Genomic DNA, 20,687 nt, shown 5'->3' on the forward strand with positions numbered 1-20,687 from the left:
GGGGCAGGGCGCTAAAGCGCCTTAAAGGAATTCCTTTCGGAATTCCTGAACCCCCGAAATCCCCCTTCGGGGGATTTTTCTGGGTTACTGTCGAATTCCCTTCGGGAATTCTGTGGAAATGTTGATTGCCCTTTCGGGCAATCTGGCACGATTTTGTTGGTGGTTGGCGTCGGCAGCCTTTCGGCTGCCGGCTGTATTGTTCTTCTATTCCTGACCGTTGGTCAGGAATGTTATTGCGTGGCGGTGTTGGGGAATTTCCGCCTTCGGCGGATTTGTTTATGTATTTATCGGCAGGGTTCAGCTTAAGGGGCTTTACATAATCTGACTTTCAGTCAGATGTGGGTGTTTTCTGGCTCTCTGTCGATGGTTTTATTGGTTATTGGTGTGGGTGGGTGCTGGTCGGTGGTTCTCTAGGCCTTCTTGGTTGTCCTGGTCTGTCGGCCAGGTTTTTGTGTGTCTTTGATGGTGTTTCATGCCGGTTCTCTGCCCTGCACTTTGGGGAGGGCCCGGTCTCGCATGATGGTGCCGGCTGTTGTTGTGGGGGTGGGGTTGCTGTTGTGGCGGGTGGGTTCGGAGTGGTGATCAGGTTCTTCGTCGGCTGACGGCTCGGTTCCGCGTTGGGGTTCGGGGTTGCTGTGTCGTGTGGGGGTGTTGCCCCGCCTGGTGGTCGGGGTCGTTATTGGGCGGCTTTCGGTCGGTTCAGGGCGCTGGGACGGTCATGATGTGTCAGTTATGGTGCTGGCCTTGTCGTTTCACGTGCTCAGGTGCGTCGGCGTTTGCGGTGGTTCTACGTTCGGGGTGTGCCTTGTGCCGCGAACCTGTCGGCGGGCCGGTGTGTGGGAGCGGGTGTGGCTGGCTGTGGCTGTCACTGCTCGTGGTTTCTTCGATCCTGTGCCTACTGAGTGCCTGCAGCTGTACCGGTATCTGACGGCTGAGAATGAGATCGAGTACATCGCCGACATGGACGTGTTCTGCGGGACGCTGCTGGCCGACATGTCCGCGGCCGATGTGCGGGACCGGTTGATCGAGGCCAGCCTTGAGATCTCCCTGGAGACGGCTCAGGAGCGCTGCCGGCAGTTGGTCCCACCCCGCTTTGGAGGGCGTGTGGGGGCGGTGCGGGCGCGGCTGGAGCGCAACGGCCTCGCGATCGCCGGCACGCTCGCGCTGGACCTTGACGAGACCGGTGCGCGGCGTCTGGGCAGCCTGCTGGGCACCCACATCAGGGCCAGGACGGTGCGGGTGCAGCTCGCCGCGTTGGACGCGGCGCTGCGCTCCTCCAGCGCCTCGTGCTCGCTGATCACCGCCGTCGCGGATCTGACCGGTGGTGCGCTGAGCGACCGGCGGACCGGGCGTCGGCAGCGGGACACGGCCTCCGCCGGGGTGTGGGCGCGGTTGGAGGCGGCGGGACTCGCGCATCTGGCGTGGGTGCCGGCCTGGCGGGAGCAGGTCCGCGGCCAGGGGCTGCTGACCAGTGCCGGACCGGAAGCGGGCGGGGAGGCCGTCGAGGCGGGGGTGCGGGTCCTGGCCGACTTGGCGCACCCAGGCTCGCCTCGCCCCCCTGCCGCAGAAGCCCTGCCCCGAGGGCTCGGGGTCGGGGCTGGCGCAGCTCGCCGCGCGCACCACCGGCGACGCCCACGGCCTGGACGAGGGCCGTCTGGTCGCCGCCCTGGTCCTGCGGGCGGTGGCCGCCGCGCACACCCTGCCCTGGCCCGCGGACGCCGCGGGGCGCAGGCAGCTGTGGCAGCACGTCGGGGTCGCCCCCGACCAGGTCTCCGGCACGGTGATGACCTTCGGTGTGCGGCCGCCGGGCGCGGCGCCGTGGTCCGTGATGCTGCGGGCCCGTGCAGACCTGGGGCTGGTCACCTACCTCACACTCGCCGAGCTCCTCTCCCCCCGCCGCCGAGGCCCCTGTGGTGGCCACCCGGCAGGTCCCCATGTCTGCGAGAACCCCCAGGTCCTGCAGGCCGCCGCCCAACTGCCCGTGCCCGGGCCGTTGGTGTGCACCTCGGGGATGCCGTCCGCGGCTGGCTGGCATCTGCTGGAGCGGCTGCACGCCGAAGGGGCTGTCCTGCGCTACCACGGTGATTTCGACTGGCCCGGCATCGCCATCGCGAGCCAGGTCCTGGGGCTGGGTGCGGAGGACTACCGGCAGGCGCTGACCCTGCTGCCCCCCGCGACTGCGCTCCCGCTGACCGGCGAGGCCGTCCCGACGGTGTGGGACCCGGCGCTGGCGGAGGCCATACACGGCGTCGGACACGCCGTCCACGAAGAAACGGTCTTCCTCTGCTGCTCGAGGACCTGCGGGCCCATTCCGCGACCCGAGTGGCGTGACGTCCTGCCAAGCCTCCGGGGGGCCGGCCCGGTGCGGGGCGCGTCGAGCCTGGGCTCCTGCCGACGGGCCTGCCGCTGCCTTGTCGGGGTCACAGGGCCAGGCGCAGCACGGGAGACTGATGGGCGGGCCGGACGCGGTCCGGATCGCTGAACGAGGCAAAAGTGGCCCAACTTGCTTATTTCTGCGATGCGTTGGGGCCCGTGCCTGCGCGATGGCCGCGCGGCCCGTTGCGAGGCTGCCCGTTCACCGCGCCTGCCCGGGTGGGCGCCTGTGTTCCGGGATGGCAGACACGGCACGGGCCGGGATGCTAGGAATTCGTCCCAGCCGCAACGGCCCGATTCGGAGGACTGTGCATCGTGACCCTGCGTCAAGAACTCGACGATCTTGAACATCTGAGGAATGGCCACACGCCGCAGACCCGAGGTCACGCCTTCGAGGGGTGGTTGAAGAAGCTCCTGGAGGAGGGGAACCTGGAGCCCAGCACACGCTATCGCCCAAAGGGCGAGGAGATCGACGGTTCGTTCGTTCACCGCGACCGAACCTACCTCCTGGAGGCCAAATGGTTCGCAGAAGCGATTCCCGCCTCCGCGATCTACGCATTCAAGGGAAAGGTCGACGGCAAGCTCACCGGAACCATCGGGGTGTTTGTGTCGATGTCGGGATACAGCGACGATTCGGTCGACGCACTCCGATTCGGCAAGGAACTGAACGTCATACTCTTCGACAGGAAAGACGTCGAGGCGGCCCTCGATCACGGGTTCGCCACTATCCTGGCGTTCAAACTGCGCGCGGCGGCCGACCAGGGTGAGCTCTTCACCCCGTACATCGCCCCGCCCAAGGAGACGCGAGAGGCCGCGACCGTTGTCGTCGAGGGCCGAAGCGACGAGATCGTCGTCCGCGCAGTGGCCGACAGCCTCGCGCTGAGCGGCGCCAAGGTCCGGGATCTGGAGGTCGTCGTCGCACATGGCGCCATGGGCCTCGCCCACATCGCGGCTGCCGCACTCCAGGCCCGCGGCGGCGACGTCCTCGCCATCGCCGACTCCGACGGCTTCCGGACCGAGATCCCCCATCCGGAGGTGATCGAGGGGAAGAACATCGAGGTGATCATCGTGGACCCGGAGATCGAGATCTGGATGGGCTACACCAAGAGGCCGGGCGAACGGGTCTCGCAAGCCGAGGTCCGCCGCCGTGCGATGGAAATCGACGTCTCCCGGCTGGCCGCCGACAACGAGGCGTTCAGGCGGCTCGTCAAATTCCTCAAGGGGTAAATCAAATAGTCTGAAACCGGGAAACCGCAAGCTATCCGGACACGGATTTACCCGTGCCAAATTCGGCAGCCGTCCGCCTTCCAAGGCCCGAAAAGGCCTCGGAGGTGGGCAGGCGGCGAGTCGGGATTTCCCTCCAAGGCTGCATTCCTCACGGCTCGTTCCAGATATTCGTCCGTGTAGATAAATGCCCGATATCCATGGACCTGCTCGCGGTCACGCCCGGCCGGGCCAACAGTGCCCGCCGCCTCTGCGGCTCCGCAGGGGTGGCGGTATCGCCCCGGCCCCCTTCTCGGTGCTGCCAGCCGAGATCCGCCGGACGGCTGGCCCGCCTCCCAGCCGTCGCGCAGGAGTGCCCGGACTGCGAATAGCGATGCCCGTCCCGACAGCCAGTGAGTTGTCAGTCGAGCCACTCCGGGGGAATGAGGGCGTTGCGGCTTCCGTCGCCGTTGGGGCGCCAGTTGGCGATGACCGCGTCCTGGAACCAGGTGTCGGGCAGGTTGGCGTGGTCGCTGACGATGATCTGGAGGTTGCCCTCGTTGAGTCGCGCCACCTCGTCGAGGAGGGTGAAGTATGCGGTGACCGTGGCCCAGTCTGCGTCCTGGACCTTCGAGGCGTCGCGCGGCTTCTCGGGGAAGAACGCCTGGGTGGGCTGGTCGAGCATGAGGAAGCCGGGGACGGGACGGGCGTTGCGCCGCAGATAGGTGTGCAGGGCGAGGTGGGCCACAAGGTGGTAGCCGATCCAGTTCTTGGCGCTGCCGATGCGGGTGAGGGGCAGCCGGCCGGCCGGGCGCCTGACGACAACGTTGAGCAGGCTGAGGCTGATGCCGACCTCTGTCGCATCCGCAGCTTGTCCAAGGTTGAGGCGCTTCGCCCAGGCAGTCATATCGGTGGCGATGTCGGCCAGGCAGCGTTCGGTCTCGGCCGCAACGTCGTCCTCGTCCACGAGGTCCTGGAGTGCTGCGGTCCGTTCCTCGGCCAGGGCCAGTTCGTGGCGCAGCCTTCCGAGGTCGCTGTCCGAACCGGTGCGGGCGAGGGCTTCGGCGATCCGTCCCTGGATGTGCGCGATGCGGAGGTTCTGCTCCTGGAGGTTGCGCATCCGCTCGTCGCTGGCCAGCAGTTCTCGCAGTTGGACCCCGTTGAGTCGGAGGAGTTCGGCGATGCTGTCGCGTTCGGTCTGCAGGGCGCGCCGGTGCTCTTCGCGGACGGGCTGCAGGGTCTGCGCGTGGGCGAGCTCCTCGGCCAGGTGGCCGGTGAGCTCGGCGATGTCCTGTGCGGACGGGTCGGGGTACGGAAGAGGCTGCGTGCACATCGGGCAGACGCTGGTGTCGTGCTGGTACTCGGGGCCGAGTAGGGCGAGGGTCTTGAGGCGGTCGAGTTGGAGGTGGAGTTCCCCGGTGAAGGCGCGCCCCTGCTGCTGCCAGCGGTCGACTGTCGCCAGGTTCTCGTCGTACTCCTGGAGTTGGTCTCGCAGCGCGCGGCGTTCGGTGTTCAGCGCCTGGCGCCGGTCGGGCAGGTCGAGCGGTGCCGCGGTCCGTGGCGAGGCGGCCAGGGCCTGCTGCAGCAGGTCGATGACCTGGGCGGTGCTCGGTGCGGCGGGGATGTCGGTGAGCAGTCCTTCGTTCTGCGCGAGGCGCACCAGGGCGAGCCCGTTCGCTTCTGTCGCAGTCTGGTGGCGCACGGCGTCGTCGTACTTGCGCTGGGCCGCGCGCTGAGCGCGGGCTGCTTCCGTGAGGTGGTGGCGCCGCAGGGCCTGTTCGGGGCCTGCGGCACCGAGGAAGTAGGGCAGCGTGTCCTTGAGCGTCTGGATCATCCCGTTCTCGGTCTGCCGGTGGAACAGGGCTTTCTTGTCGGCGATCTCGTTCTGGTTCTGGAAGCAGAGCAGGGCGGCGTGGGCGATCGAGACGTCGAAGGCTTTTCGGCCGGCGCCGGCAGGCGGCTGGAAGCGGAAGTCCTCGATCCCGAGCCGGGCGCTGACCTCGCTGCGCAGGGCTGCCACATTGGAGTTGGGGATGAGTTCGCCGGCGGCGGGGACATCGAGGCGGCTGTCGCCGGTCTGCACCATGGCGTGGAGTGTGGAGGCGCCGGTAGGACGGGGTCGGGCCAGGACCATGCGGCTCTCGTCGTCGAAGACGACGAGGAGCGCGTACCAGCCGACGGTCCGGTCGATCGGTTCGTCGGGCAGGTTCGGTGTCCTGCGTCCGAGGCAGTAGTCGACGATGTCGAGCACCTCGGACTTCCCGGTCTCGGACTCGCCCGTGATGATGTTCAGCGCCCCGGGACGGAAACGCAGGACTCTCGGGGCTGTCCCGCCGTCTCGGTGGTACATGGCCAGGGCGAGCAACTGCATGGCGGTTCTGGGGCTCCTTGGACGGGGCGGGTCAGGGACGGACGCCGAGGACGGTGAAGGCGCGGGCCGGGTCTGTCGTGGCGAGCCAGCGGCCGACGAGTACGGCGGCGCGTGCGCATTCGGCGACCTCCTCGCCAGGGGCCTGCGAGGGGGGTTTGGGGGCTCGGTGGCATGTCAGGCCTTGTGGGCTGGTGCTTATGGCCTGGTGGCGCAGGGCTGTGCGCAGGCTGGCGCGGGTGTAGTCGGTCAGCGCGGCGGCTCGTTCGGCGAAGGCCGCCTGGTGGCGGGGGTTGGCGTGGGCCCAGGCCATGAGGGTCACGGTGGATTTGCTCGGCAGCGAGCGCCGGGTGTCCTCGGGAAGGACGAGGGGCAGGACGAGGAAGGCGCTGGGCCACGGCAGGGGGTTCTGTGCCTTCTTGGCCGCGGCGTGGACGCTGCTGGCCAGGAGGTAGGCGCCGAAGGCGGGATTGAAGAGGGCTTCCGCCTCGGGAACGGGGTGCTGGGGGGTCGTGGTCACTGGTCCTGTGTCTCTTCCCGGGGCTTGCACAGGTCCTGGTATTCCGGGTGCCAGCCGACGGTGCGGTCCGGGTCTGCGGTGTCCGCCTGGTCGGCCAGGCTGTGTACGGTGCCGCGGCCGATCCACGGTGCGGTGACGCTGCCGGGGCGGGCGGGTCTGTCCGCGACCCTGTCCATGGTGTCGTCCAGTACGTCCTGGCCGAGCGACTCGCGTTCGGATGCGTCCATGTCGCCGTGGAAGCGTCGGGTACGACGGCGGAAGATGTGCTCCCAATCGTCGTGCAACTCCCGCTCGTACTCGCCGAGCCGCTCGGGTGTGATCTTGAAGGTGCGCAGCCACTCGGAGCGCTGGGCGCGTGCGTGGTGGTAGTCGCGCAGGTACATGGCGATCTCAGGGTCCGGCAGGCCGATCCACCGCATCTGGGCCACGACGAGCTGCCCCTCGTAACCGGCGATCTCGGCCTGGGTGAGGTTGCTCAGGGTCTCGGTGATCGGCAGGTTTCTCCCGGTGTACCGGTCGAGGACCTCGTCCCTGCGGCACATGAGCTCCTGGGCGGTGACCGCAGGCCGCTTGCGCTGGGGGTTCTTGCGTTCCAGCAGTCCGACGGCCATGCCGTACCACCACCCTTTGATGTCGTCGAGAGCGGCTTGGGCATGGTCGCTTGGCGTGATACCCAGCTCTTTGGCCAGACTAGGGTTCAGGTCCGACATCACCGGGGCGCCGTCGTCGACTGTGATGGCGTCGACCAGCAACTGGCGCTGCGAGGGGGGTAGTGCCATGAACAGTTCCCGGTCCTTGGCCGTACCCTCCGCGCCCTCCTTGTCGGCGGCGACTTTCTCCATCCGGGCCAGCGCGGCACGAGTGTCCCGTTGGCCTCCGGGGCGGAGCATCGAGAGGAAGGTGTCCGCGGGGGCGACCTGGGTCGAGACCAGGCGCAGCAGTGGCATCGCCGTGCCCGAGGGGGATGCGAGGGCTTTCAGCGCATCGATCCACGAGGCGACCGAGCGCCAGAGGTCCTTGCCGACCTCGCTCAACGGGCCGGCTGCTTCGCGGTGCTTGGACTGGATCAGCTCGAGCGGGGTGTGGTTGTCGGGGTCCAGGAACTCGATGTCGTCGAGGACTTCCATCCGGACGGCGCAGGAAGCGTCTTCCCAGCTGCGGCGCGCGAGTTCCAGCAGGGCCAGTTCGCACTGGTAGAGGTATCCGGTCATCTGGCCTGCGGCCGAATGCGAACCAGCTTGCGCCACGTTGCCCACTACTGATCGTGCTTGCCTGGGCGGCGCGCTCCTGTGGTCCGGACGATCGCCCGCGACCGTCCGTCAGGGCGGTTCTGCCGCTCCCCCGTGACGACAAGATAGCACTGAGTACGGTGACCTTCACCCGGCTCTGCCCGCGAGCTGCCACATGCTCGAACGCCGCTTGTGAGGAAGCCAGTTCGCGGATCCGCTCGGCGCCGCACGCCTTGAGCCCCGCCCCCCGCTGTCGTCGGTGAGACGAACGGGTGCCCGGGATACAGACGATCTCCGGATCGGTGCTGCACTCCGCCTCTGCCGGGAACGAGGCGTTCAGGCGGCTCGTAAATTCATCAAGGCGCAGCCCGAACAGTTTTCGATACCAGGTGATAATCACAAGCCAGCCGGACCCATAATTACCTGTGATGGATTCAGCGGCCGCCCGCCTCGCGAGGCCCGAGAAAGGCATCGGAGGCGGGCAGTCGGCGAGTCCAAATTTCCGTCCTCGGCTGCATTTCTCCCAGGATCTCTCAGGTATTCGCCTGCGTGGAGAAACGCTCGATATCCATGGACCTGCTCGTGGTCACACCCGGCAGGGTCCCAGCCGCCCGCCACCGCCGCGGCTCCGCGGGCTCACGACGCCGGCACCCGGGCGCCCCGCCGGCCATCCCCGCACCGGCCGTGCGTTCCCGGCATGGCGTCTGTCAGTGGTGAGTCGTAGCCTGACCGGTCAACCGAACAGGCGGGGTGCAAGGGCGCACCCCGGTGCGACAGGCGGATGCACGTGAGCGATGAGCAGCTGCGCAACACCGACCTCGTCCAGGATCGCGAGGTCGCGGCCCTGGACGACGACAAACTTGCCCACGAGCACATAGCCGACCAGCTGGAACAGCTCGTCACCACCGTCCCGACCCCCACCAACATCGCCCTGTACGGCCCGTGGGGGTCCGGGAAGAGCGGGATCGCGAACCTCCTGGCCAACCGGCTGCGCGGCCGGTCGGGATACAGCTTCGTGCGATTCGACGCGTTCAAGTACGCCGAGAACCCGCTGCGCAGGAACTTCATCAGCGCGGTCGCCGGCGAGCTCGGCATCAAGGACAGCGCGTTCCACGCCGACCTCTACACCGGCAGGTCCAGCGCCGCCTTCAGCCTCAGCCACAGGGACGTATGGCGGCTGATCGGCCTCTTCGCGAGCATGTTCCTCCTCGTCTGCGCCACCGCGCTGGTCATTCCCCTGGCGGCGGCCTTGTTCTCAAGCGGTCCCGTGCTCACCGAGTTCCTCCACCGCACCCCGGACGCGCTGAGGACCGGCGTGGCGCCGGCCGCGCTGCTGACCGCGCTCATCGTCCTGGCGAACCGGACCTTCACCGTGGAACGCAAGACCGACGCCGTCAGCAGCGACGAGCAGTTCGAGCAACTGTTCATCGACCTGATCAAGAAGTCGGGCACCGAGCGGCTGGTCATCTTCGTCGACGAGCTGGACCGATGCGCGCCCGGCAACGTGGTCGCCGCGCTCAACGCCCTGCGCACCTTCCTCGGCGTCAAGAAGTGCGTCTTCGTGGTGGCCGCGGACCAGCAGGTCCTCGAGGAAGCGCTGACCAAGGCCTCCGAGCAGGCCACACCCGCGGACGCCCGCAACCCCTACTACAGCAGCGGCAGCGGCTACCTGGACAAGGTGTTCCAGTACCAGGTCAGCGTCCCGCCACTGCTGAGCCAGCGGGTGAGCCACTTCGCCGCCGCCCTGGTGCGGGGCCGACCCGGAGTGTGGGCCGAGGTCGACATCAACGTGGTCATCAGCATCCTCGTACCGTCCCACGTCACCAGCCCGCGGCGCGTCAAGGCCCTGCTCAACACCTTCGTCCTGACCTTCCGGCTCGCCCGACAGCGCCGAGCGGCAGGCCACCTCGACTGCGACCTGCAGGCCAGAGCCGACGAGATCGCCCGCCTGGTGTGCCTGCGCGTGGAGTTCCCCCTCTTCGCCCGCGACCTCCTCCTCGACCACGCCCTGCCCGACCACGTCCTCGCCCTGATGAACGACCCGGCAGCCGACCTGGGACCGTACGTCTCCGAGGACATCCGGGAGATCGCGAACAAGTACGCCAAGCGGCAGGCCCCCCTCGACCGGCTCCTCGCCGACACGGACGGCGAAGAAGCCACCGGCGACGACACCGCGGGGGACCGGCCGGGAGCAGCGGCCGGGCCCGTGCAGGCCCGGCACGGCCGGCAGCTGCTGGACTACCTCGAGAGGACCCGCTCCGTGCCGTCCCCGGGACGCGACCTGCTGTTCCTTCAGAACAGCGGCAGTGTCTTCGGTCTGCCGGCCGTGCTCGCCGAGATGATCGAGCAGCACGCCCAGAACGGCGCGCTGGCCCAGTTCCGAGGCACGGTCGAGCCGCTCGGCCCCGTGGACCGCCGAGCGGTGCTCGAGCTGCTCACCCAGCAGGCCCGCACCGAGCTCGGTGTGGCCGCAGCCAACGTCGCATCGGCGGTGCTCCTCCTGTTCACCGACACGGACGCCGGCACTGACCTGGGAACGGGCGCGGACGCCGCGGTGGAGGCCCTGGCCCCGGTACTGGCCCGGAACAACGACGTCCTTCGCACCGAGCTCCTGCCCGGGGCGTGGCGCCTGGCTCTCGCCAGTAGCAGGCCAGCGGCCAGGAGGCTCCGCGCCACCGTCGTGCAGCACCCCAACTTCCGGTCCCAGGCCGCGAGTACGGCCTGGCTGCTGCGTGACACCGACGCCGTCCTCGACGCCGACACCGCTCACATCCGCGACCTCGTCTGCCACCACCTCCTCTCGCCCCAGGCCTCGGTGCTCACGGCCGTCATGAAGGACCTCGAGCCAGCGGCCGCCGAACGGCTGGCAACAGCAATCGCCCCCTACCTGGGCAAGCGGCTGCGCAAGGCACTCGAGGAGCACGACGCAGCCCAGGCGGCGGCGCCGGTCGTGGTCGCACCCTCGCCGGGAGTGCCCGCGCCGGCCCCGCGGGCCGCCGCCCCCGCGGCCGTCTACGATCCCGCTCCCACCCTCGCCGCCCTCGACGACCTCCTGGGCCACTGGGCCGGCCGGGCGCCTGCGGCAGCGCAGCAGCTCATGGCTGCTCTTCTGGACACCGACCACGTCAAGGGCTGCAACATCGTCGAGACGCACCTCGCCGGGCTCGGGCCGGTCCGCGACCTGGCCGTCGCCCGACGCGTCCTGGACGGCGCGACACGGCGCACGCCCGACACCTGGCCGCTGTGGCTCGGCGCGGTCCACCCGCGCCTGCCCATGGCGGAGCTGAACGAGGCGCTCACCCGCGTCCTCGAGAAGCTCTGGGACTGCACCGCCGACCGGTCGGCCGACGAGATCCGGGATGCGGCCGCCGCCTACACCGCCCTGGTCGGCGACCAGCTCACACCGGACCTCTCCCTCACCCCGATCGTGCTCGACGCCCTCCAGGACCCGGTCGACGACGACGAAAGCGCCCAAGCCCACCGGGTGCTCCTCGATCGCGCCAAGGCCTTCCTCGGCAGCGGCCTGGTGGACCCGGTCGAACTCGCCAGGTACGAGTGCTCCGTCGTGACGGACGTCCTCCAGCGGGGAGACGACCAGGTGACGGACGACGACGCCCTCCTGTACTACGCGGCCACCGTCGCCCCCGGCTGCCTCACGGCATTCGGCCACCGCACCGGTGTCGTCCTGGGCGAGGAGGACGCCACTGCGATGATCCAGGCCGTCGACGACTGCACCTGGATGCCCGAGCCCGAGCACACCGCGCTCAGGCTCGAGACACGGCGCGCGGCGGGCAGCCACCTGTGCCAGAGCACCACGCTGCGGGGCCTGCCCAGCGCGACCTCCATGCGCGACTTCTTCGACACCCACGGCGCGGCGGCCGACCTCGCCCTCGCGGACTGGATCTCCCTCGACGAGCCGTCGGGCAGCGACCTGACCACCGCGACGGCTCAGGCCCTGCGCGCCACCGCCCCGGCCCCCTCGTCGGCGTTGACCGCCGAGGTCCGTCGGCGGCTGGCCAGCCTCTCCACCGCCGAACAGGCCGACTTCTGGCGCGCGCTGATCGGCGACAAGAAGACCGCCCCGACCGGTCGCACGGTCCTCGCGGGCGTGGGTTGGAGCGACCTCGGCGACCACGAAGCCGCCTCGCTTGTCGCCGACCGGGCCACGCAGTGCACCAACAACACGGAGCGCCGCGCGGTCCTGGCCCTGTGGCAGGAAGCCGGGATCACCCAGGCCGCCGCCCGCAAGCGGCTGGTCGAGGAGGTCCTGCTCCCGATCCTCGACCCGAAGAACGCCGGCGCCACCGAGCTCGCCCTCGAGTTCCTCCCCCGCCTCGGGGCGCCCATCCCTCAAGGGATGAAGAAGCAGATCGCCGACGCCGTGGAACGGGCGACCTCCCCCAACGACAAGCTCCACAACAAGGCGCTGAGCGTTATGACCGGCCTCGGCTACAGCACCACGAGCGTCGGCTGGCTCGGCCGGCGCAGGAAGATCCGTACCGATCAGGAGGACTGACCCCCGGCCCCCGCAGGAGACGCGGCGGCAAGGGTGCCCGGCCCGCACGGCCGGTCACCCCTGCCGGCTTGTCCGCGCGGGCAGAAGTGCGCCGCTCCCGCAGCCGGGGAGCAGCGGGCGTTTCTGTCCTCTCCACGGTGTTCGCGCCGTCGTGTCTGCGGCGACGGCCCTGTGCGGGCCTCGCTCCCGAGGGCGGCGCGCTCCGGCTGGGCCTCCACGGTCCCGCCGGCCGCCCGGCCTGGCCGGGATCCGGCTACAGGGTGCTGGTGGCGAACTCGGGCGGTCCCGGACCCACCGGGGTGGGCGCCGCAAGACACAGCCCGGATGCGCAGCTGGCGATCGATCAGACACGAGAATGGCGGTGAATCCGGTCCGCCGCACTTGTTGGGCTTGCGGGTGGCGGCGGGCCTCAGCCGACGTGCTGCTCACCCGTTCCGCCTGCCAGCTCCGACAGGCGCCGCTCGCGCAGTTCCTCCCACGGCTGGCACTCTTCGAGGGACGGAAGCCCCCTGTCGGCGACATCCTCCAGGAACGTGGCCAACTGTTCCGCCCGGCCCCGTTCCTGCGCGGCCAGGACCCGCAGGGAGTCGGCGCCGTCGCTGTCGAGAGGGATGCGTCCGGGGTGGTTCGAGGTCATAGCGGGTCTCTCCGTCCTCCCCCGGTGGACTGGGCCGGGGCCATGCAGTCCACCGTATCCACCGATCCGCGGTCAGGAACCGCACTCGGTTCAAGTCACGGCTGCCGCTCCCGTCCGGCGGGTGGGCGGAACCGCCGCCCGCCCGCCACACTGCTCCGACGTACCGCTCAGGCTGATCGTGTGCTACCGCACCGGCACAGCGGTGGTGGCTGCCTGTCAGGTCAGGCGCGCTGGATGCGGCGGAGGTCGCTCAGTGTCAGTTCCTGGGTCAGCGCCTTGTTGGCGGGGTCCCGGGTCCAGTCGAGGATCCGCTTGGCCGGCTTGCCGTAGCCCGCTTGGGCGGTGGTGTTGCTCCCGTCGGTGTCGAGGAGCTGCTGGATGTACGAGGCCAGCTGGGTAGGACCGCCACCGCCGTAACCGATGCCGTAGCCGGAACGGCTCTCCGGGAGCAGCGACAGTGTGCCGGTCTGGGTGCGGATCCAGAAGAGGTCGCCGCCGTCGATGATCAGGCTGCCGAAGATGTCCTTCTCGCGGAGGGCGTAGGGGGCATAGGTGGTGTGCTTCCAGTTCTCGATGTTGCCGGTGACGGTGCGGTAGTGGTGGGCGATGACCGGCAGGCCGTACTCGGGGTCGTAGAAGGTCCGGTAGCAGACGCAGCCCGAGCCGGCAACGGCGGACGGGCTCTGGGGGTCGTCGTAGACGCAGGGGTGGAACAGCTTGGGGATCGTCTCGTTGCCGACGAGGAGGGTGTGGAGGGGGTTGGGGTCGCACGGTTCCAGGCGGCTCAGCCACTCGCGGGTGTAGCGGGAGTCCCGCTCGATGGGGACGGTGCCGTGCAGGCCGGACATCGCGGCGCCGAGGCCGGGCTCGGTGTGGACGACGATGTGCTGCCATCCCCGGTCGTAGGTCAGTTGCAGGTCGGGCTGCTGGTCGCTCAACGCGCTCCTCGGATCTCTGCGTGTCGTCTCGCCCCTCGGGCGGGCCAGGGGCCGAGGGACACTGCCCCGAGGTGGTGGCGGGCAATCCCTAGGTGGTGACGCAGGGAGGGGATCCGGCCAGCCAGCGGGGTCAGTCTCGGCCGAGCGCGTGCTCGCGTCGCTCCAGGTAGATCTCCACGAACACCGCGACCTTGGCGCGCAGCGCCCAGGGGTCGAAGGGTTTGACGATGAAGTCGACAGCGCCGGCGGCGTAGCCGCGCATGGAGTACTCGGGGTCGTTGCCGATGGCGGTGAGGAAGATGATCGGGATGTCGCGGGTGCGGGCGCGGCGTTTGATGTGGGCGGCGGTCTCGTAGCCGTCCATCTCGGGCATCTGGATGTCGAGGATGATGACGGCGAAGTCGTTGGACTCCAGCAGGGCCTTGAGGGCTTCTTGGCCGGAGGAGACGGAGACCACCTCGTGGCCGTGGGTGTTGAGGACGGCTTCGAGGGCCATGAGGTTGGGGCGCTTGTCGTCGACCAGGAGCACCTTCGGCCGGAATCCGGCGGCGAGCGCCGGGGTGTCGAGCGGGTCGACCAGGCGGACGAGCTCGGGCTCGGGCAGTACGGCGCCCTGCTGCTGCTCGACCACCTCCAGCTGGCGCTCCAGCAGCTCGCAGCGGGCCTCCGCGAACGCCGCGCGCTGGCGCGTCTGCTCCAGCTCCATGCTGAGCCGGGCGACCTGGAGGGCGAGGACGTTGCGCTCCTCCAGGATCGCCGCGCGGTCGGCGTTCGGCGGGGCCGGCTGGCGGGTGTACCCGCCGGGGTGCTCCAGCTTCTTCAGCCGCTCGTCCAGGTCCTCGATGGCGTGGTGGTAGCCGTCGAGGGCGTGGTCGAGTTCCTCCTCCCGGGCGCTGGTCTGCCGTACCTCCCGGTCTGCGGCTTTCAGCTGCCCTTCGAGCTGCTGGACGGCCTGGCTGATCGAGGCGTTGGTGCGCAGGGCCGCGATGCGCAGCACCCGCAGGTGCTCCCGTGCCGCCTGCTCGATCCGGGTACCGCGGACGTCTTCGATGTGGCGCAGGAAGTCGTCCACGAAGTCCGCCGGCGGGACGCGGGTGCCTGCCAGGTAGCGGGAGAGCGTGCCCGCGTTCACGTAGCACCGTGCCGCGCAGCGGCGGACCGAGACCGCCAGCTCGGCGAACAGCTCCCGCAGGGCCTGGGCTAAGGCCCGGCACTCGCTGTTCAGGTTGTCGCTCAGCGGTTGAAGGCCGCCCATCCCCACCCCTTCGGTCCCACCGCCTCCCGGCGGCAGGCCACCTCGTGCCGCCCTCCCCGGCGGCTGTTCCATGCTTCCCGTACGGAGGCCGTTCATGACGGGCTTTCAGACTGTTCCTCGGCCGGGACGGCGATCAGGCGGTCGAAGAACGGGACCGCGGCGCCGAGCGCCCCCACGCCGTACAGGACGCACTCAGCGGCCGGCGACCCGGCGAGCCGGGCGAGGACCCCCGCTCCGATCCCGGTGAGCACCGCGAGCAGTAGGACCAACGCCGACCTCATGGTCAGCAGCGAGCGCCGCATCCCCACCTCCATCGTCGAGGACCCGAGCAGGCATCCGCCGCGGGTCCAACACCTCGGTCGAATAACCGAGTTGGCAGAAGCTTGTCCGAGCACGGAACCGTTGCGCGGCCCGCAACACCTTGCAACGGCACACGGCGACAGACCGGCAACACCCTGGGTCCCGGGAGCCCGTGGTTCCGGGAGTTGTTGCCTGCTACTCGGACGTGTGTGCGTGCTCCGCGGCTGTCCTCCTGACCAGCTCCCAGATCGCGGTCGGTGATATGTCCGCGAGGGCGAAGGTCTCGGTGGCGCCGTTCTGCGGCAGGTCGCTCTGGTCGAGGTACTGCGGGACCTCAAGGCTCTCCCGAAGCGCGTCAAGGACCTGCTGCTCGATCTCGTGGGCCTCGGTGCCGGAGACGCACCGCAGGGATCGGAACACCTCCCAGCCGTGGGGGCGCATCACGGACGCGCGGCTGCGCTTGGGGCGCAGCGAGGCGATACCCACCTTGCCGGCGCGGAGACCGGCGTTGGTCATCACGTACACCTCGGCGGGCCCGGCCCAGTCCATGCCCTGCTTGTCGCAGAACTTGCAGCCGTGCCCGCGCATCACCGCCTTGTACCGGCGTCGGGATTCCCGGTGGCACTTGTGGCAGCGCATGAGCCAGGGTGTGCGTCGCCCGGGGAAGGGCTCCAGCGGGGTGGCACCCTTCTCCTCCATCCGCCTCGCAGCCGTTTCGGGGGCGATCGGCGCGACCTTCGAGCAGTGCGGGCAGCCGCTCTGATCAGGTCGGTGGCGAAGGTTGGAAAGGATCGGCTTCACCGTCGCACCGCAGGCCAGGCATTCACTCTCCCACGGTCTGCTAACCCGGCCCGGCCATACGGTCCGAGTCCTGAAGCCTCGCTGGAGCATCTCTTGCTCCAGTTCCTCGGGGGATCTCCGGCCGGAGCACCAGGGGCAGCCGAACCCCCGCTGGATCCGTTCCGGCAACAGCTCGACGTCGTGGCCGCAGTCCTGGCAGCGGCACGGCCACAGCGTGCGCGACAGGCGCGGGGCCGGGACCAGAGGCTCGAACCCCGCCTCCCGGACAATCTTCTCCCGGTACACCGGGTCGGCCAGCGGAAAGACACACGACCGGCACCCGTACCCGCGGACGACCCGGTCCAAGGAACGCGGTCGGCTCTGGTTGCAGGTGACACACCGCATCAGCCAGAGCCTTTTGACAGTACCGGGGTAGGTCTCCAGCGGCTCCCATCCGCGCTGCGCCAGTTCCGCTACGGCCTGATCGGGAGTGAAGCGAGGTGCCACCATGCCGGTGGACCCTACGGGGCACCACTGACACTTCGGAGGGAACGCCTCGAAGGGGTGCCCGGCCGATGCCGGCCGGGCACTTCGGCGGGTTCGCGCTACCGGCCGTCCGGCAGGTCGGTCCAGGTGCCGAGCACGATGTCTTCGTGCTCGGGGCCCGGGTGACCGACGGGCAGATTGCAGATCGCCGTGCAGAGTGTGCCGTCGAGCTGGATGGTGGCGGTGGCCGAGCAGTCGTTGCCGTCCATCGCGCGCGGTCAGCGGGCGAGGGTGACGGTGAGCGGCTCGTCCGGGCAGCCCGCGGCGAGCTGGTGCAGGGCATCGGCCTCGCGCTGGTCGACGGACAGGCCCCAGCGGGTCTTCACCGCGGTCCAGTCGGTGACGTAGGTGCAGCGGTACCCGGTCGCCGGCGGCAGCCACTCCGCGACGTCCTTGTCCGCCTTCGCGCGGTTCGAGGCCGCGGATACCGCGATGAGGGACCTGGGGTCGTCCAGGTCATTGGCGTAGGCCTGCCGCTCGGTCGCGGTCCACGCCGAGGCCCCGGAGTCCCAGGCCTCGGCGAGCGGCACCACGTGGTCGACATCGAGCAGCCGGGCCTCCTGCAACACCACGTCGTCGTACGGGGAGTGCCAGACGCCGCCGATCAGGGCGCACTTGGCGCCGATGACCGGCGCCTGGATCGCCTCGTCGATCAGCACCTCGGCGCGGGTGGAGCAGCCGTCCTTGTCTGCGTCGATCCAGTGCCGGAACGCGGTGCGGACGTAGCCGGTGCGGTCCTCGTCAAGAACCGGCAGCGCGTCGATCGCGCCGTACAGCGTGGTGGTGACCGTCTCCCCGGCTCCGCGGTGCAGCTGGACAGCGGCGGGCGGGGCGGCGTGGGCGGGTAGGGCAAGGACCAGGCCAGCCGCAGCGGCGAGGGTGGCGGCCAAGATGGGGCGGATGCGCACGAATAGCTCCTGACGGGACGGCGGTGACATCGCGTCCAACCGGAGGTTCGAGGCCGAGGTGACGGCCGAATGGTCGTGGTCATCCGAACAGGGTGGGACTTAGAGGACGTTAAGTCCGTTTCTGGTAGCGGCCGTGTCCTGGTTGGTTGAGGAGACCCGTGGCGGGCCCTGGTGACCCGTCGCCAGGCGCTGTCCCGCTGCCGCTGATCGCCTGCACTTCCTGTGAACAGCCTGGTGCCATGCACCGTTCGGCGCGATTTCGGGACCCACGGTTCACGCTGAGGGGGTGCGGTGCCTCTTACCTAATGAGGGCTCGTGTCGGGCGGGCTTCTGGAGGGAGGGGTGGGATGGATCCGCTCGTTGCGTCGGCAGTGGTAGCTGTCTCGGGCTTTGGGGTTCGCGTGACTGCTGCGGTATGCCAGTACATGAGGCTACGTTGGCTGGTAAATCAGGAACAGGCGCACCGACAGACCCTCGTGGCGTTGGCTCGGTCCTTGCCAAGCGGGAGCCGTTTCCGCGAGGTCCGCGGCGACGGTGGCAGCGTGAGCTTGACGATCCCGCAGCATTCACATCGGCCGGGGGGACGGCGCAGGTGACCGACAACGAGTCTGCGGAGGCGGGGACTTCTTCACCGCTGTCTGCGCCGTCTGGCGTAGGCGGCCCGAGGACACCAGCCGACGTCGAGGAATCCACTCAGGGGGCGTTTGGTGCCTTCTACCGCAGCTTCATGCCCAAGCTGGTGGGTTTCCTAATGTATCAGGGCGCCCAGGGACAACTGGCGGCCGACCTCGCCCAGGAGACAATGATCACCGCGCACCGCAAGTGGCGGGAAATCCGGGCGCCCGAGGCATGGACTCGGAGGGTCGCCTCTCGGGCCCTGGTGCGCCACCTCAGCCGGGTCGAGGAGGATTTGGTCGACGAGGTGCCCGATGGTGTGAGTGTCTTACTGCCTCGGCCCGATGAGTTGGCGGAGTTGGAAGGCAGGCATGTTTTCCTGGAAGTAATGAGGGCTCTGCCGCCCCGCCAACGTCAGGTACTGGCCTGGACTGTGTCCGGCTACAGCCCGTCAGAGATCGCCGAAGAGCTACAGATCAAGCCCGATGCTGTCCGCGGGAATCTGCAGAAGGCTCGCCGCGCTGCAGCCCGGCGCATCAACGCTGTAGAGGAGGACGCATGACTAACGCGCCGATGCATCCCTCCGAGGACGAGGCGGTGGACCAGTGGCTCGCAGCGCAGCAGGAGAACCTCGTCGAAAGCCTCACTGGTGTGCTGGACGTGGAGGCAGGACTGTGCGAGGTACTGGTCTATGCACACCACGATGATCTGGCCCAGGACCTCGCACACACACTGGACATCGAGGCAGGTCTGGCCGCGATCCTCCCAGCGACGGCATCCACCCCTGCGACCGGAGACGCCGTGCCCCTCGATACCGGTGCGGCGATCAACTCAGAAGACCATCTCCAGCACATCGCCGCTCTCAGCCCTCAAAGGCGCCTCGCGTTGCGGCACCACCCGCTCGTCTCCGCCAGCATCGTTGCTGCACTTCTCGTCCGCGCCCTCGAGCTGTCCTTCGATCTCGCGCTCGCACGCGCCCGGCACCGCGCTTTCGCCCGCACTCGTGATCTCGTCCACTACATCGACCTCGACCTCGCGCGCAGCCTCGATAGCAACTTCGTCCGCGTCCTCGCCTGCGCACGCGACCTCGACCACAACCTCGGCGTAGCCCGCCACCGCGACCTCAAGCTCGCCAGCTACCTTGGGCGCGCTGGCGACCTAGCGCACGCTCTCGAAGTCGAGCTCGCTGGCGACCTCGACCGCAACCTCGACGTAGCCCCCCACGGCGACTTCGATCTAGACATCGACCTCGCACTCGCAGTCGCTAGCGACCGCGCCCGCATCCTTGGACGCCTCCTAGCGCACGTCCTCATCAGGGGCCTCGACATCGAGGTCGCTACTGACCTCGTCACCGGCCTCGGCCGCGACTTCGTCTTCGACGTCGACCCCGACCTCGGCCAGATCCACGGTCTCGACCTGCTCCGCGACCTTGCCCGCGCCCTTGTCCGGAACCTCGATCGTGCGGTCCGCCGTCTGGGGCTTGAGCTGGTTGACGGCGCCGGGCTGGGGACTCTGTACGACCTGCTGGACGACTTCACTCAGGCCGACCTGCGCACCGTCGATCTCACCGGCATCAATCTGGAAGGGGTGCGCTGGTCCGAATACTCCACGCGGTGGCCTCCCGCTGTCGATATCGAACGGCTTCGGAGCGACTCACAGGAGACCCGCGCCGGCTCCGGCATCTACGTTGTCCGGCCGGGCGCGGCAGCAACGGACCTCTCGTGGGCGTAGGGCCGCCAGCGCAGTCGGCGCCGAGAGCCTCGGTACAACCCGTAGAGCTCGGCCTTCCGAAGCAACCGACGCGGGAAGGGGTGCCCGGCCTCTGTGGCCGGGCACCCCTTCTTCAACGTGTCGGAGGTCCGGCATTGCGGAGTCCCGGGATCACGGAGCAGCGAGGGACTGCAGCTCCTTCACCCGGTCGTCGGCCAGCCCGCACCCGGTCACCAGTCGAACTCGATGTGGTCGATCTCGTCGATCTGCACCTCCAAGGCGTCGGCCCGGCCGCCCTCCTTGAAGTAGTCGTTCTGGATGCACTCGGCGAGAACCGCCTTGGCGGCCTCCTCGTCGCCGGCAAGCTGCGCGTCGAAGAGGCGGGCCGCATAGTCGGCGGGGAGGGTCTTGGTCAGCTGGCGCAGCCGGCCGTCGGGGGCGGTGGTGCCGGTGGCTGGACGCCGAGGCGGAACGCACCCGGGACCTGGCCGCCACCGGAGGTGCGCGGGACGACGGCGAGCGCGCCAGCCTGGTGGGCCGGGGTAGATGACGCTGTCCGAGAACGCGGCGAGCGGACCGATGCCGGTGAGGCCATACCTCGTGCGAATCTTGCGGTGCATGTCGACGCGGGCGGTGGCCTCACCGCCGAAGGCCGGGAACTCCTCCACAACGCCGCTTCCGACGCCCAGCGCGTCGACAACCACGCCTTGGCCCGACTCATCTCGGCCAAGCGGACACAACTCGCCCACCTGCTGCGCCGCCTCACCGACACCTGAGCCCACCCGGAGC

Annotated in this window: 16 protein-coding genes and 1 pseudogene; 6 read left to right on the top strand and 11 right to left on the bottom strand. The window is 69.1% G+C overall.

Annotated features, from left to right (window positions below; all coding sequences use genetic code 11):
- Nucleotides 1–993 precede the first annotated feature (993 nt).
- The 3 genes and pseudogenes from ACGFX4_RS37090 to ACGFX4_RS37100 form a co-directional block, all read left to right on the top strand.
- Nucleotides 994–1,482: pseudogene (locus ACGFX4_RS37090) on the top strand (TIGR02679 domain-containing protein); the annotation flags it as partial.
- Nucleotides 1,472–2,482: a DUF2399 domain-containing protein gene (locus tag ACGFX4_RS37095; RefSeq protein WP_393084592.1), complete on the top strand. Its 1,011-nt coding sequence runs from the start codon at nt 1,472–1,474 to the stop codon at nt 2,480–2,482. The pseudogene ACGFX4_RS37090 and the gene ACGFX4_RS37095, both read left to right, overlap by 11 nt.
- 206 nt (nt 2,483–2,688) lie before the next feature.
- Entirely contained in the window at nt 2,689–3,600 is a 912-nt protein-coding gene (locus ACGFX4_RS37100; RefSeq protein WP_393084594.1) for a restriction endonuclease, read from the top strand.
- A 397-nt stretch (nt 3,601–3,997) separates the two neighbouring features.
- Here ACGFX4_RS37100 and ACGFX4_RS37105 read toward each other — a convergent pair whose 3' ends face one another.
- From ACGFX4_RS37105 to ACGFX4_RS37115, 3 genes are read right to left on the bottom strand one after another with little or no spacing between them, the layout of a single operon-like run.
- Nucleotides 3,998–5,947, bottom strand: a complete 1,950-nt coding sequence (locus tag ACGFX4_RS37105; protein ID WP_393084597.1) for a DUF3732 domain-containing protein — start codon at nt 5,945–5,947, stop codon at nt 3,998–4,000.
- A gap of 31 nt (nt 5,948–5,978) precedes the next feature.
- Nucleotides 5,979–6,464 (bottom strand): three component ABC system middle component, encoded by a 486-nt coding sequence (locus tag ACGFX4_RS37110; protein ID WP_393084600.1) that lies wholly within the window; start codon nt 6,462–6,464, stop codon nt 5,979–5,981.
- Nucleotides 6,461–7,720, bottom strand: coding sequence for an ABC-three component system protein (locus ACGFX4_RS37115; RefSeq protein WP_393084604.1), 1,260 nt, complete (start codon nt 7,718–7,720; stop codon nt 6,461–6,463). Before ACGFX4_RS37115 ends, ACGFX4_RS37110 begins: the two co-directional genes overlap by 4 nt.
- Nucleotides 7,721–8,480: 760 nt before the next feature.
- Between ACGFX4_RS37115 and ACGFX4_RS37120 the strand changes: the two genes are divergently transcribed.
- A complete protein-coding gene (locus ACGFX4_RS37120) occupies nt 8,481–12,209 on the top strand; it encodes a P-loop NTPase fold protein (RefSeq protein WP_393084607.1) in 3,729 nt (1,242 codons plus the stop codon).
- 409 nt (nt 12,210–12,618) lie between these two features.
- Here the strand turns inward: ACGFX4_RS37120 and ACGFX4_RS37125 are convergent, their stop codons facing one another.
- From ACGFX4_RS37125 to ACGFX4_RS37155, 7 genes are all read right to left on the bottom strand, one after another.
- Entirely contained in the window at nt 12,619–12,846 is a 228-nt protein-coding gene (locus ACGFX4_RS37125) for a hypothetical protein (RefSeq protein WP_393084610.1), read from the bottom strand.
- A 221-nt stretch (nt 12,847–13,067) separates the two neighbouring features.
- Entirely contained in the window at nt 13,068–13,784 is a 717-nt protein-coding gene (locus tag ACGFX4_RS37130; protein WP_393084613.1) for a hypothetical protein, read from the bottom strand.
- Nucleotides 13,785–13,914: 130 nt separating this feature from the next.
- A complete protein-coding gene (locus ACGFX4_RS37135; protein ID WP_393084615.1) occupies nt 13,915–15,039 on the bottom strand; it encodes a response regulator in 1,125 nt (374 codons plus the stop codon).
- Nucleotides 15,040–15,131: 92 nt separating this feature from the next.
- Complete coding sequence (locus ACGFX4_RS37140) at nt 15,132–15,341, bottom strand: hypothetical protein (protein WP_393084618.1); 210 nt, start codon at nt 15,339–15,341, stop codon at nt 15,132–15,134.
- 193 nt (nt 15,342–15,534) lie between these two features.
- Nucleotides 15,535–15,978 (bottom strand): hypothetical protein, encoded by a 444-nt coding sequence (locus tag ACGFX4_RS37145; protein ID WP_393084621.1) that lies wholly within the window; start codon nt 15,976–15,978, stop codon nt 15,535–15,537.
- A gap of 746 nt (nt 15,979–16,724) precedes the next feature.
- A complete protein-coding gene (locus ACGFX4_RS37150; protein ID WP_393084624.1) occupies nt 16,725–16,874 on the bottom strand; it encodes a hypothetical protein in 150 nt (49 codons plus the stop codon).
- Nucleotides 16,875–16,883: 9 nt separating this feature from the next.
- Nucleotides 16,884–17,573 (bottom strand): HNH endonuclease family protein, encoded by a 690-nt coding sequence (locus ACGFX4_RS37155; RefSeq protein WP_393084627.1) that lies wholly within the window; start codon nt 17,571–17,573, stop codon nt 16,884–16,886.
- A 592-nt stretch (nt 17,574–18,165) separates the two neighbouring features.
- Between ACGFX4_RS37155 and ACGFX4_RS37160 the strand changes: the two genes are divergently transcribed.
- Together ACGFX4_RS37160 and ACGFX4_RS37165 are read left to right on the top strand one after the other, a co-directional pair.
- Nucleotides 18,166–18,750 (top strand): RNA polymerase sigma factor, encoded by a 585-nt coding sequence (locus tag ACGFX4_RS37160; protein WP_393084629.1) that lies wholly within the window; start codon nt 18,166–18,168, stop codon nt 18,748–18,750.
- Nucleotides 18,747–19,919 carry a hypothetical protein gene (locus tag ACGFX4_RS37165; protein WP_393084632.1) on the top strand — a complete coding sequence of 391 codons (1,173 nt, stop codon included), beginning with the start codon at nt 18,747–18,749 and terminating at the stop codon, nt 19,917–19,919. Before ACGFX4_RS37160 ends, ACGFX4_RS37165 begins: the two co-directional genes overlap by 4 nt.
- 209 nt (nt 19,920–20,128) lie before the next feature.
- Here the strand turns inward: ACGFX4_RS37165 and ACGFX4_RS37170 are convergent, their stop codons facing one another.
- Nucleotides 20,129–20,602 carry a hypothetical protein gene (locus tag ACGFX4_RS37170; protein ID WP_393084635.1) on the bottom strand — a complete coding sequence of 158 codons (474 nt, stop codon included), beginning with the start codon at nt 20,600–20,602 and terminating at the stop codon, nt 20,129–20,131.
- Nucleotides 20,603–20,687: the final 85 nt, after the last annotated feature.

Source organism: Kitasatospora sp. NPDC048365 (assembly GCF_043200835.1).
In the GTDB taxonomy this organism is placed as follows: Bacteria; Actinomycetota; Actinomycetes; order Streptomycetales; family Streptomycetaceae; genus Kitasatospora; species Kitasatospora terrestris.